The organism is Brevibacterium aurantiacum (assembly GCF_007558825.1).
GTDB classification, from domain to species: domain Bacteria; phylum Actinomycetota; class Actinomycetes; order Actinomycetales; family Brevibacteriaceae; genus Brevibacterium; species Brevibacterium aurantiacum_A.
The window spans coordinates 21,670-34,805 of the sequence record NZ_VLTK01000008.1 but is presented as its reverse complement, the minus strand read 5'-3'; the positions used below and the strand labels follow the sequence as shown (position 1 = coordinate 34,805).

The 13,136-nt window shown below is 65.2% G+C and carries 7 protein-coding genes and 2 pseudogenes; 5 read left to right on the top strand and 4 right to left on the bottom strand.

Annotated elements, in window-relative coordinates; genetic code table 11:
- Positions 1 to 107: 107 nt before the first annotated feature.
- Positions 108 to 2,306, top strand: a pseudogene (locus tag FO013_RS14080) (ATP-dependent DNA helicase); the annotation flags it as partial.
- Between the two features lie 77 nt (positions 2,307 to 2,383).
- On the opposite strand, the gene FO013_RS14075 reads toward FO013_RS14080, so the two are convergent.
- Positions 2,384 to 3,232 (bottom strand): DNA-processing protein DprA, encoded by an 849-nt coding sequence (locus FO013_RS14075; protein WP_143923211.1) that lies wholly within the window; start codon positions 3,230 to 3,232, stop codon positions 2,384 to 2,386.
- Positions 3,233 to 3,301: 69 nt separating this feature from the next.
- Positions 3,302 to 3,643 carry a sulfate permease gene (locus FO013_RS14070; RefSeq protein ID WP_143923210.1) on the bottom strand — a complete coding sequence of 114 codons (342 nt, stop codon included), beginning with the start codon at positions 3,641 to 3,643 and terminating at the stop codon, positions 3,302 to 3,304.
- Positions 3,644 to 4,269: 626 nt separating this feature from the next.
- On the opposite strand from FO013_RS14070, the gene FO013_RS22885 reads away from it, so the two are divergent.
- The 4 genes and pseudogenes from FO013_RS22885 to FO013_RS23270 all read left to right on the top strand — a co-directional run.
- Positions 4,270 to 4,404, top strand: a complete 135-nt coding sequence (locus FO013_RS22885; RefSeq protein ID WP_260848160.1) for a hypothetical protein — start codon at positions 4,270 to 4,272, stop codon at positions 4,402 to 4,404.
- A gap of 334 nt (positions 4,405 to 4,738) precedes the next feature.
- Positions 4,739 to 7,273, top strand: coding sequence for a DEAD/DEAH box helicase (locus FO013_RS14060; RefSeq protein WP_186293123.1), 2,535 nt, complete (start codon positions 4,739 to 4,741; stop codon positions 7,271 to 7,273).
- Positions 7,274 to 7,348: 75 nt separating this feature from the next.
- Entirely contained in the window at positions 7,349 to 7,903 is a 555-nt protein-coding gene (locus FO013_RS14055) for a hypothetical protein (protein WP_143923208.1), read from the top strand.
- Between the two features lie 368 nt (positions 7,904 to 8,271).
- Positions 8,272 to 9,527: pseudogene (locus FO013_RS23270) on the top strand (NAD(P)-binding domain-containing protein); the annotation flags it as partial.
- Between the two features lie 17 nt (positions 9,528 to 9,544).
- Here FO013_RS23270 and FO013_RS14045 read toward each other — a convergent pair.
- Positions 9,545 to 11,386 carry an ABC transporter ATP-binding protein gene (locus FO013_RS14045; RefSeq protein ID WP_143923207.1) on the bottom strand — a complete coding sequence of 614 codons (1,842 nt, stop codon included), beginning with the start codon at positions 11,384 to 11,386 and terminating at the stop codon, positions 9,545 to 9,547.
- The gene (locus tag FO013_RS14040; RefSeq protein WP_222103633.1) at positions 11,379 to 13,133 is read right to left on the bottom strand and encodes an ABC transporter transmembrane domain-containing protein; all 1,755 of its coding nucleotides are present in this window, start codon (positions 13,131 to 13,133) and stop codon (positions 11,379 to 11,381) included. Before FO013_RS14040 ends, FO013_RS14045 begins: the two co-directional genes overlap by 8 nt.
- Positions 13,134 to 13,136: the final 3 nt, after the last annotated feature.

The window sequence follows — 13,136 nt, the reverse complement described above, 5'->3', positions numbered from 1 at the left end:
TGGTGCCGGCAACGCTCACACGGTACGCAGGACGCCCGTCGGGCAGCGACGCCCTCCCAAAGACCTCGACCGCAGTGGCCAGATCGAATGCGATCACATCAGGAACCGCGAGGACGACGATGTTCGCCACCACGCAGGATCGCGAAGCTGTCATGGGCATGGTGGTGGACGCGGACGAGGTGGTGTCGCTGCGGCTGACACCTCCGGAGCTGGCGACCAGCCCGGCGCTGTTCCGTCGACCTGATGGCACGTCGGCGTTCCGTCCGAAGCACTCGACCGTGTTCTCCTCCGAGCAACTCCTTGCCGCGGAAGACCGCCTCCTCGAACGCGCCCGAGCCACGACCGGGCCGGCGGTGTCGCTGGACACGATCGAGAGGATCACGGCGCGACCGGATCGGGATGGGCGGCTGCTCGGCGATGATCAGGCCGCAGCGCTGGCCTCGGTCGCGGTCTCCGGACGCATGCTCGATGTTCTGGTCGGCCCGGCGGGTGCGGGCAAGACCACGGCGATGAACGCGCTCCGTCGGGCCTGGGAGACTGAGCACGGCACCGAGAGCGTGATCGGCCTTGCTCCGTCCGCGGTCGCGGCGCAGGTGCTCGCGGAGGACCTCGGGATCCCGGCGGAGAACACCGCGAAGTGGTGGACCAACCACCAGCTCCACGGCACCGCTTTCCAGGCCAGGTAGCTCGTGATCATCGACGAGGTATCCCTCGCGGGCACGCTGTCCCTGGACCGCATCACCGCGACAGCTGCCGAGGCGGGGGCGAAGGCGCTTCTGGTTGGTGACTATGCGCAACTGCAGTCCGTGGATGCTGGGGGAGCGTTCAACCTCCTCGTCTCCGACCGCGACGATGCCCCGGAGCTCGTCGACGTCCACCGGTTCACGCACGCGTGGTAGAAGACCGCCTCCCTGGCGCTGCGCCACGGGCGCACCGAGGTGATCGACACCTACCTATACGGCATGGCGCGCCGACCGGGCCGCGGGGCACGTGTCGGTGCTGATCGCGGAATCCCGGGACGATGTCACCGAGCTGAACAACCGGGCCCGAGCGGACCTGCTCCTCGACGGCACCCTGCGGCCCGGACAAGAGATCGAGCTGAACAGCGGCAGCCGGGACGGTGTCGGGGATACGATCATCACCCGCCGCAACGACCGCCGGCTGCGGAACGGGAAGGACTGGGTCCGCAACGGCGAACGTTGGACCATCACAGCCGTCCGCGATGACGGCTCCATCACCATCGGGAAGGCGGGGCGTCGGTTTGGCGGCGCGATCGTCCTGCCCGCCGCCTATGTTGCCGAGCATGTCGATCTCGGGTATGCGGTCACGGCGCATCGGGCGCAGGGCATCACCACTGACACCGCCTACGTCCTGGTCGAACCAACTACGACACGGGATAACTTCTATGTCGCCATGACCCGCGGCCGCGACTCCAACCGCGCCTACGTGGTACTGAACCGCCCCGACGACCACGTCGCACCGCACCCGTCAGACAACCCCGACGCGACCGCCCGCACCGTCCTGTTCGGCGTACTGCAACATGTCGGAGCCGAGCTCTCCGCCCACGAGACCATCACCGCTGAGCAGGAGGCATGGGGATCGATCGCACAGCTCGCTGCCGAGTACGAGACCATCGCCCAAGCCGCCCAGCGCGACCGCTGGGCTCAGCTCATCCGAACCGGCGGCCTCACTGGTGAGCAGGCCGAGGCTGGCATCGACTCCGACGCCTTAGGTGCACTGACCGCGGAGCTGCTACGGGCCGAGGCCAACCATCACGACGTCGACCGGCTCCTGCCACGCCTCATCCAAGCCCGCGGATTCGAGGACGCAGACGATCTCGCCTCGATCATCCACCACCGGCTCGCTCACGCCACCGCGCGCCCGGCTGGTTCCGGCCGTACCCGCAGGCCTGCGCGTCTGATCGCTGGCCTGATCCCACGAGTCGATGGCTCGGTCGCCGCAAACATGCTTCAGGCGTTGGACGAGCGTCGCGACCTGATCGAAGCCCGCGCCGATGCCGTCCTCAACGCAGCTCTTCGAATTAGCGAGTCCTGGACACACACGCTCGGCACACCGCCGACAGCTGCCCGCGGGCGGCAGCGGTGGCGTCAGCACGCGCGGGTCATCGCTGCCTATCGCGACCGCTTCGCGATCACCGGCGCGAGTCCGCTAGGCCGGTGCCGGAGGCGACCGCGCAGAAGATCGATCGTGCCCGCGCAGACGCCGCACTTCGCGCACTCACCCGACCGCAGCACCGAGACCAGCAGCGGCCAGCTCAGCGTCTCACCCGAGAGCTCGAACTATGACCAAGCGCGGACAAAGGGAAAGGGCCTCGCATCACGGTGAAGCGAGGCCCTGCACGAAGAGGACGGCGACCAGAGGCCTACATCGACCGCGTCGGCTTATCCGTTGACGGGACCGGGCGATACGTGAACTCCGGCCCCAGCTCCGCGCGATCAGCGCCGTGGCCAGGCGCCTGAGTGATCAGCTCCTCGACGTCGCTTCCGTCGGTGACGAGCTGGGCGGTGCCGTTACGCAGCAGCATGTGCGGATCGCTGCTGGTCACCGTCGGCACCGACCCCGGCGGCACCTCACTGACCAACAGACCGACATCCGCGATCCGATCAAGCAGTTCCCGGTGACCGGCCGGGTACGGGCGGTCGACCCCGTTGGCGAGCACCGCAATCGTGTCTCCACCAGACGCCAGCGCTGCCCGGTGCGCGGCACCCTCGATCCCGTACGCGCCACCGGCCACCATGACCCGCTCACCGCGCGACAGGTCACCAGCGATCTCGTTGGCGACCTGCTCGCCATACGTTGTCGCCGCACGAGCACCCATGACCGTCACCAGATCCGCGGTCGACCGGGCCAGGAACGACGTCGAGCCGCGCGCCCACAGCACATGCGGGGCGCGGTCGCCGAGCTCGTTCAACGCCTGCGGCCAGTGCGCATCGCCCGGAATCATTGTCGCGACGCCGGGCTGTTCGATGCCGCGCATCGGAGCCACCACGCCCTCGAGTCGGTGCGGCAGCGCCAGGCGATTGCGCCAGATCTGCGCGTCCACGCGATTCAGCCCCAGCACCGTTCCGTCGCCTTCGAGCAAGCGGATCGTCTCGACGCCACCCTCGCGGGCGAGAATACGGGCCGTGGTGGCGTCGTCGGGTTCGGACAGGAACGACAACAGCATCCGCGCGCGGCGCTCATCAGGTGCCAGATCAGCGATACCAGTCATAACGTGGCCTCCTTCTCGGTCAGATGATGCCGAGAAGGTGCACAGCCGAGCATGCGCAACAGGGGGCGGTCAGGCGACAGCGACAGAGCGGCGAGTCATGCGACGCTCGTGCCACTCGACGGCACGCGCCCGCAGCAGCAGAACGACGCTGACCGGGCCCATGATCGCGAACTTCATCGCGTTCCAGATGCACAACACCACCAGCACGTGCAGCCAGCCCGGTGCGCCGTCCTCGATCAGCACCGTCAGGAAGCTCGCGACGTACAGGTACGGGAGGGCCACCAGCATCGCCGGCACGCCCCACTTCAGCCCGAGACGGCTAAGGATCGCGTCCAGCAGGATGTTGGTGGGCATGTATCGGCGCAGGAAGTAGCGCGTGTAGACGCTGCCAATCCAGATCAAGCGGAACATGAGCACAGTCCTCTCCTCGTCTACGGCGACAAGGAATCAAGAAGGACCGCTCCGACCGAGGCCGACTGGCCGTCCCACCGCATCCGGCGGTGGGTCACGCAGGTAGAGGCCGCCTACTCATCAAAATACTCCTGTCAGAGCGAGGAGGGAAGGCCTCGAACGGCGCTCCGATGTCTGTGCTGCATGCGATCCTTGGTGCAGGCGGTCCTTCGGAGCAGGAAGTGGTGTGAGCATGGCGAGCGGGCTCAAGATCAACAAGCAGGCCATACGGAAGATGTCGCGTCAGATCGAGCGCGAGTTCGCCAAGAACCCGTCCGGGTGCCGCTGGAACCCGACCACGGCGCCGTCTCGCTCCCGGCTGCCACGACCGTCAACAACTACAACGGGCCGGTCGTCACCGTGAACGGCGCCACGCGCAGCTCGCATGGGACAACCAGAGCGTCACGCAGGTTCAGGAGCACAGCGAGCAGGTCGCCCCTGGGTACGAGCAACTTGCGCAACTGCTCACCGACATCCTGGCGAGCCTGTCGACCTTTCAGCTTGACGAGACCGACGGGTCAGACCTCCGCGAGAATGCCAACCTCGTCCTCCAGGAAGTTGTCAAGTCTGAGCCCGATCAGGGCATCGTGCGTCGAGGAGTCACTCTCATCAAGGGACTGCTGGCCCCTGTCAGCGCGGGTCTCGGGAAGGCTCTGACCGAGGAGACTGCCGGGGCCGCTCGACAGGTGATCGACGCGCTAGGGGCCTCGTTGCCGTTCTGACTGTCCGCGGCCTGTGTCCCTGTGATCGTACATCTGGTAACGGCAGCCACAGCCGATGCAGCTCTCGATAGACCTCTCGCGCACGGCCGCGTGTCGACTCACGAAGAACATGTGCGGTCCAGCATGATGAATTCAATGAGCATCTACAGATAGATGACCGTGTCACCGGTGGGAGGCACCCGGTGACGACACCAGACCTGGCGCAGTGCGCTGAAGCATGCCTGTGCTGGAAGCTCCGTAGATCATCTGGTCAACGGCCATCCCACGTTGACACGACTGTTTCGCAAGCGTGCGCTGGTGCGACCGCAGGGTGGCTGCGGGGAGAACCAGCGACGTGTGGGCGACCACGGAGGTCATCGGGAAGAACACGCTCCGTCAATTGCTGGTCCCGGCCTACGATGGACTCGACCTCGCGGACGGCGATGCTTCTCGCATTCGAAGCAGGTACGGACAGTGGCCGACCGCATCAGGGCCAGACGAACCGCGCGGAGAAGGCCTGGCCGCCGTCCTACCTGAGGACGGTGCATCGGGCGACGAGATCACCTGGGTGGGATCGAGGCGCCCTGTATCTGCGGATACCGTGCGGGACTCGTTCGACGGAGCGATCGGGTTCACGTCCCACGGCCGCCCGCGCAGCCTGCGTCGCCCGCAGATCGGTGCGCTGCATTCCATCGTCGGATACCAGTCGTCGGGCCTCACAGAGCCAGGAATCGTGGCGATGCCGACGGGGACAGGCAAGACCGAGACCATGTTGGTGTGGCTGATCGCGCAGCGTCCGGAACGCGTCCTCGTCGTGGTCCCTTCCTCGGCTCTGAGAGAGCAGATTGCCTCAAAGTTCGAGACGCTCGGCGTCCTCCAGCGAGAGGGCATCGTCGGGCCGGACGCGATGAGACCGCGGGTCGGACGAGTCGCCGGACGATTCGACAGCGAAGAGGACGCGGCCGCTCTCGTAGCTGCCTGCAACGTCGTGGTCGCAACTCCGAACGCGATCCACGCGTCGGAGGCTGCCGTGCGGCGAGCGTTCTTCTGCGGGTTCACGCACCTCCTGGTCGATGAGGCGCATCACGCGCCAGCGCGAACGTGGACGGAGATCATCCGTGCCTTCGGTGAGCGTCCCGTCTTGCTATTCACCGCGACGCCCTACCGGCGTGACGGACTGACGTTGCCGGGACGAGTGATCTTTCGTTTCCCGCTCCGGAAGGCACAGAAAGAGGGCTACTTCAGCACGATTGACTTCACGGCCGTCCTTGACCTGGATGACGATGACGAAGCGCTTGCCAGGGGCGCACTGTCCCGGCTTCTTCGTAGCGATCTGGACGCCGGGCAAGAACACCTACTCCTGGCGCGGGTCGCGACGAAGCCTCGGGCCGACGAGATCCACGCGCTGTACTCACGGCTCACCCCCGAGTTCGCTCCGAAGGTGATCTACGACTCGCTACGGGCGAGCGAACGTGACGCGGCGATCCAAGCCATGCGGGAGCGTTCCAGTCGCGTGATCGTCTGCGTCGACATGCTGGGCGAAGGCTTCGACGTCCCCACGCTCAAAGTCGGAGCGTTCCACGACACGCATCGATCCCTGAGCCCTATGGTCCAGCTCATCGGCCGGCTCGCACGTACGTCATCTCCCGTCCCGATCGGAACCGCGAGCGTCTTCATCTGCCAGGACCCGAAGCAGGCGCTCTCGCCGTTGCGCTTTCTCCTGCGTGAGGATCCCGACTGGGACAAGGTCCTCAGCGACATTACAGAGCGTGCGACCGAGCGCGCTGATGACATCAGGGAGTTCGAGGCCTCGTTCGTTGACAACCCGCCCGATGTGCCTGTTGGCCTTCTGGAACCGAAGATGAGCGCTCGCGCTTTCGCGACGACGACCGTGGACTGGGACCCGCTGGCGGCCCGTGCCGTCTACGGCGACGGCATCTTGGACGGCCTGATTAGCATCAACCGTGAAGACACCATCGCCTGGTTCGTGATCGAAACGGTCTCCGATCTCCGCTGGGGCGACATCCCGTCCCTGCGAGCCACTGATTGCACGCTCGTCGTGCTCTTCCTCGATCGGACGCAAGGCCTCCTCTACGTCCACTGCTCGGACACCAAACGCAGCCTGGACGATCTCGTCGAGGCAGTGGTCGGGCATGAAGCGGCGCCGGTCAACGGTTACGACACCTTCAAGGTGTTTGCAAAGCTCGACCGCCTCGTCCCGACGAACATCGGGCTCCTCGATGCTCGGGATCGTGACAAACGCTTCTCCATGCACGTGGGAAGCGATGTCGAGACAGCACTGACAGAAGCCGAGCGCACCCACAAGGCCAACACACACGTCGCAGCCAAGGCGTTCCAAGAGGGAGAACGCGTCACGATCGCAGCAGCGCTATCCGGGAGATTCTGGTCGATGCGAACGGCGTCGAACCTTGCAGAATGGCGACGATGGTGTCGCGATCAGGGAGCGAAGCTCCGGGACAGTTCTGTTGACGTCCGCTCGCTGTTCCGCGAAATGGTCATCCCTGTCGACGTTAAGGAGCGGCCCCCGTACCCGTTCCTTGACGTCGAGTGGCGATGGGAGCTCTACGTCGGCACTGGAACGTCCTCGCACGTTGTCTTCAACGCCAACGGCGTTCCGCTGACTGATGCCGAATTGAGGATCGACGATTACGGAATCGACGGCCCACTTCGTTTCTCCGTCGTCACACCTATCTGGGAGCTCCCGTACGAGGGGCGGTTCGGTTGGACCGGTGTTCACTACCGTGCACTGGGTGACGATGCCACGGTCGAGGGAGGGCGCGGATCGACAACGCCCCTGTCGACCTGGTTGAACAAACACAAGCCCACGCTCCTCCTCTCCGGCGACCGACTGATCACCGGCGATGACTGACTGCTCGCGCCGCGAACCGAACTTCCGCCATATCCCCGCGACAACCTGCGTTCTCTCGACTGGGCCACCGGAGGTGTGAACACCGCCGTCGAATCGCAGGGCCCCGATCGCAGAGCCGACTCGATCCAGGCTTTCATGGCGCGCTACCTCGGTGAGAACCAGATCTTTGACGTCCTCATCGACGATGACAGATCGGGTGAGGCGGCCGACCTCGTCGGCATCCGAATCGATGGAGGAGACCTGCACATCATGCTCGTGCACTGCAAATACTCCTCGAAACCAGACGCAGGATCCCGCCTCAAAGACCTCTACGAAGACTGCGGCCAAGCGATGCGCGGCGCACGATGGCGAGACAACGCAGCGCTCCCACTCCTCGAACACCTCGACCGCCGGGCCGCCGGATACACGCGCCGCTTTGGAGGAACGGCGTTCGAAATCGGGGATCGCGAGATGCTCTTCCAGATCACGCAGCAAGCGTCTCTGCTGTTCCCGCGGTTCACGACAATCATTGCCCAGCCAGGCCTGAGCATCGGTTCAGCGAGCGACGAGCAACTACGGCTCATCGCCGGTGCCGCCTCATACGTGCAGACCGTGACCAAGGGCCGGTTCGAGGTCTACGGATCGGTCTGATGGCCCAGATCCGACGAGCGAGAACGGCATAGTCAACCTGGAGATGCCGTAGCTGCCCCGCGTGATTACGGGGCAGCTACGTTTGGCGAGAGAAGCACACTGGGCTAGCCAGGGCTTGGCGGATGGTGCGGCGGTGAACGTTGTGGCGTCTAGCAAGCGCTCGGATCGAGAGTTCTTCGATGCGGGCGTCGCGGCGGATGGTGACGAAGAGTTCCACTCGTGACTCCACGGTGGCCCCGTTCTGTTGAACCAGTAGGTTCTTCTAGGTTCGGGTGGGGCCAGTTGTGGCCGTCGCAACACCATCGGCGAGTCGCGCGTGGGGCCAAATGAAACCGTCATGCCGGGGCCACTTCACAATGTCATAACCAGGGCTCGTCCGCTTCATCGACGCAGACGGCACGAAGGCCTCGACCATGCTCACTTCTCTGCAAAAGCTGACCGGGCACGAAGAGCGCCTTGGTACCCGCCGGGTCAAAGGCGCGGAACACGGAGTCGGCCCCGAAAGGAAGAGCTGGTCGGAGAAGCTCGCCGAGGAGTACGCCACCTGGCGGACAACCGCCGGCCCCTACATTCTCGTCGTCGGCGGAGAGCAGGGCGGAATCGCCCTCGGAGCTCGCCTCCTGTACCTCGGGGTTCCTGCGCTCGTCATCGACCGCTGGGCCCGGCCCGGCGACCAATGGCGTTCCCGGTACAAGTCACTGGTCCTGTCTGGTACGACCACCTGCTGTATCTCAAGTTCCCCGTTAACTGGCCGATCCTCGCGCGCGAGGACCAGATCGCCGATTGGCTCGAGTCCCACGCGAAGATCATGGAGATCCCTTACTGGTCATCGACTACAGCCACCTCGGCGAGCTTCGACGAATTGACGAAGACGTGGACGGTCGAGGTCGATCGCGACCAGGAGAAGGTCACGATGTATCCGATCCATCACGCGATGGCCACGGGCATGTCGGGCAAACCAAACATCCCGAGATTCCCGGGCTCGGACGTATTCAAGGGGGAGTAGCAACACTCGTCTCAGCACCCTGGACCGGACAACTACGAAGGTAAGAAGGTCATCGTCATCGGCAACAACAACTCCGCCTTCGACATCTGCGGGGTACTGTACGAGAACGGCGCCGGCGTCACGATGGTCCAGCACTCGAGCACCCACCTCGTCAAGAACAATTCGCTCATTGAGATCGGCCTCGGCGACCTCTACTCGGAGAAGGCCCTGGCCAACGAGGTAACTACGGAGAAGGCCGACCTCGTCGCCGACGGCAAGGTCAAACTCGCGAAGGTGTAAGTCGACCATCTGACCGAGGACGCGGTCGTGCTCTTCGACGGGACTGAGCTGGCGACCGACTTCGTCGTCTACGCGACCGGGTACGGATCGATGAACGGCTGGGTCGCCGACCTCGTCGACCAGGAGACCGCCGACAAGGTGGGCAAGTGCTGGGGACTGGGCTCCGAGACGACGAAGGATCTGGGCCCGTGGGAGAGTGAGCAGCGGAACATGTGGAAGCCGACTCAGCAGGAGAACCTATGGTTCCTGGGCGGCAACTTCCATCAGTCCAGGCACTACTTGCTCTACCTGGCCCTCCAGCTCAGGGACCGGTACGAGGGGATCGAGACGCTTGTGTAAGGGCAGCTGGCGTTCCATTACCTGGGGCGATGGGAATTGCGCGAAATATGAGGTCCGGCGCCGGGTGTGAATGCCTGTGCTTCGACCCAGGCCGACCACAATCGAGCATAGACCCCGCCTGCCTCACGCAGCTGGTCGGGGGTGCCGGTCTCGACGATCCGTCCACCCTCCATGACGATGATGCGATCGCAGACCGAGGCCTGGGAGAGCCTGTGGGCGATGACCATGCCCGTCCGGCCCCGCAATGTCTCCGCGGCCGCCTGATCGAGCAGCCCGGCCTGCGCCGAGCCTGCCTCTGCGGCCGCCTCGTCAAGGATCACCAATTCGGGGTCGAGGACCATGATCCGAGCCAGGGCGAGCTGCTGCGATTGGGCAGGGGTGAGTATGCGCCCACCCGCTCCCACCTCGGTGTCGAGTCCCTCTGGCAGCAGATCCACCAAGCCTTCGGCCCCAGCGGAAACCAGTGCAGCGCGCAACTTCTCGTCGCCGGCTTCGGGATTCGCCAGGGTCAGGTTCTCCCGCAGAGTACCGGCGAACACATGCATCTCCTGGGTCACCAGGGCGGTCCCGCGTGGGCAAACCAGACGCCCCGAATCCGGTGAGTGGATCCCCGCAATGACTGCCGCGAGCGTGCTCTTCCCAGCACCGGAGGCACCGATGACGGCGATGTGCTCACCGGTCTCGATGTCCAGATCGATGTCGGAGAGCGCCGGCTCCCGGCCGTCGTAGCTGAACATCACACCCTCGAGGCGCACCGTCCTCTCGCACAGAGCCGTGTCCTCGTGCGCCGGCCGTGCCAGGCCATCAGCAGGACGCGGTTCGGAAGGTCTGCACGTGTGCGGACTCCCTGACTGGGGGATCGTGAGGACGCCGATCATGCGCGAGAGCGAGGCGAGGACTGACTGCAGGGTGTCGACGACGATGAGCAGCTGATTGATGGGCCCGAACAGACGCAGGAACAGAAGCATCGCAGTGGTCGTCGCCCCAATGGTGGAGGAGCCATCGCCGATGAGGATGAAACCGATGACCAGGAGGACCGCCAATCCGAGGTATTCGGCGAGGTTGAGGCGACCGAAGAACATGTTCTGCACGGTCCGGGCGCGAAGGGAGTGTTCGACGACCTCCCAGGAGGTGTTCACAACCGTGTCGTGGCGCTGCCTCGTGAGACCGAGACCGACGACGGTGTCGTATCCGCGTTGGGACTCGGTGATCTGCTGAGCACGCCTGCTCATGGCCGCCCGCTCCGACCGATAGACACGTGGCCCGATCGCCAGATACCAACGCAGCGTGAACACGTAGACGGGGAGCACTGCGACGACGATGAGCCCGTACCAGGGGTCGAGCGCCGTCAGCCCGGCGAAGGTGACGATGATTGTGAAGACAACGGTGGTGAAAGTCGGGATGATCTGCGGAGCCGCATCGGCGATTTGGGAGACGTCATCGCTCGTGCGCGAAATGAGGTCACCTGTCCCTGCCCTCTCGATGACGTTCTGCGGCACGGACATCGCCTGTTCGACGAGGCTCTCCCGGAGGTCGGCGAGCATCGCATGATAGGCCCGTGCTGCGAGCACCACCGTGGCGGCCGTGCCGAGCGCGCCGAGGAAGGCTGCGAGTATGAGGGCGACCAAGGCGATGCCAACGGTGCTCGAGGTTGCGGCCCCAGTGTGGATGCGATCGACGAGTCCGCCGATCACCGCAGGCGTGACGAGACCCACTGCGGCACTCGCGACGCCCAGCACCGTGACGGAAAGGAAGACGAGTCGACGGCCGCGGCTCAGCGCCCATACCGTCTGCCAGGTCTGTCTGCCCCCGGCGACGGGAAGTGCGGTCACCGTCTCGGAATCTGAAGACTCAGACATCGGCGCCTTCCGTCTCCTGGATGTCTTTTGGCCCCTCGGCGGTTGGCTGCGACTCTGTCGGCTCACGCAGGTCGACAATGCGATCGCAGACACCGAGGAGAGGCGGCGAAGCCGTGATCACGATCGTCGAGCGTCCCGCGCGGGCGGCCGGCAGTCTTCCGGCGATGGTCTGTTCCGTCACCGAATCCACCGCTGTGGTCGGATCGTGGAGAACCAGAACCGGCGGGAATGCGGCGAGTGCGCGGGCAAGTGCCAGACGCTGGCGCTGGCCCCCGGAGAGTCTGTTTCCCATCTCTCCGATCTCGCGATCGGCATCCTCGCCGCTGGAGATGAAGTCGTCGCAAGCGGCCGTGTGCAGTGCTTTTGCAAGCAACGACTTCTCGGTGACGGAGTCTGACGCGGTTCCTGGATCGTGGTCGGGGACGAAAGCTTGGCCGACGGTGCCGCTGAAGAGGGTCGCGTGGTGAGGGGAGACTGTCACCCTCGCGCGGTAGCTTCCCCGGTTGATCGTACTCGACTCCGGGCTGAGCAGGACGTCGATCACCGAGGCGGCTGTGCGTTCGGTGGCGAGCACTCCGATCATTTCCCCGCAATCGAGGTCGATCGCTCTGTGACCGTCGACCGACAGACGCAGACGCGAATCGACGTCGACCGCCCGACCGCCGTTTCTACCGGAACGGCGCGGGGAGGTGTGCGAACCCTGCAGCGCATCGAAGATGCGAGCACTCGACGCACGTGCATTTGCCCAGGCCGGAACCGCGTTCATCGCCACCATCCGCATCGGCGGCAGGAGCGCCTGCGCGAGACCGACCGCCGCGATCAGCTCTCCGATCGTGATCTGGCCTTCGACCGCGAACCATGCCGCCAGTGCCGCGACCCCGCCGACGAAGGCTCCGCTGACGGTGTTGCTGCCGACGAGGAACCGACCGAGCAGCCCGACATTCCGATAAGCGCCCGCCAGGGTCTCCCGGCTGGCAAGGCGGTATCGTCGACTCGCCTCGGCGTCGGCTCGAATTCCCTTGATCACCCGATACCCGGACACGAGATCGCTCGCCCGCCCGACGGTCCCGGCTAAGAGTGTCTGATACTTCCGGCTGTCCTGGGCCAACCGCCCGCTGAGCAGGCCCATTAGCCACACTGCGGCGGGGACCCCGGCCAAGACGATGAGGCCCAGTGGCCAATGAACGAACAGCAGCGTCGAGGCGATGATGATGATTCCAGCGAACTCGGCCACCGGATACATGGTCAGCCCGATCGCCGCGGTCCGAGCCACGTCGTTGGTCATCAACGACACCGTTCCGCCGTCGGGGCGTGGGGCATCGGAACGATCAGCATGGAGCACTTCGCGAGAGAGGGTGATCCGGAGCCGATGCTGGACGATCTCAGTGGCGTATTCGACCAGCTGCGTGGCCAGCCGGAACCCCAGGGACAGCATGACGAAGACCGCCGCGAGCACGGCCAACCAGATGAGCAGTCGCTGCCAGTCACCGGTGGCCAGGGCTCGGTCGATGGCGGCGCCCATGACCACCGGTACTAGCGCTTCTCCGGCCTGCCACGCGATTCCGAGAGCGAGAGCTGGAATCGAGAAGCGCTTGACCGAAAACATCACGGACAGCAGGAAGCGCCGGGAGCCGGCCTCCGGGGCGATCGTGAACGCATCTGCCCGAGGCGGCTGGGCCGGAGCCTGCCAGAGCATGGGCAGTCGACGAGTCAACGGTCCGCGTCCCAGTCCGGCCGGATCAGCCATGGA

Bases quoted from the DNA above. Each gene is read 5' to 3' on its own strand.
- FO013_RS14075 (WP_143923211.1), bottom strand. From the start codon at position 3,232: ATGACTGGTATCGCTGATCTGGCACCTGATGAGCGCCGCGCGCGGATG.
- FO013_RS14070 (WP_143923210.1), bottom strand. From the start codon at position 3,643: ATGTTCCGCTTGATCTGGATTGGCAGCGTCTACACGCGCTACTTCCTG.
- FO013_RS14045 (WP_143923207.1), bottom strand. From the start codon at position 11,386: ATGTCTGAGTCTTCAGATTCCGAGACGGTGACCGCACTTCCCGTCGCC.
- FO013_RS14040 (WP_222103633.1), bottom strand. From the start codon at position 13,133: ATGGCTGATCCGGCCGGACTGGGACGCGGACCGTTGACTCGTCGACTG.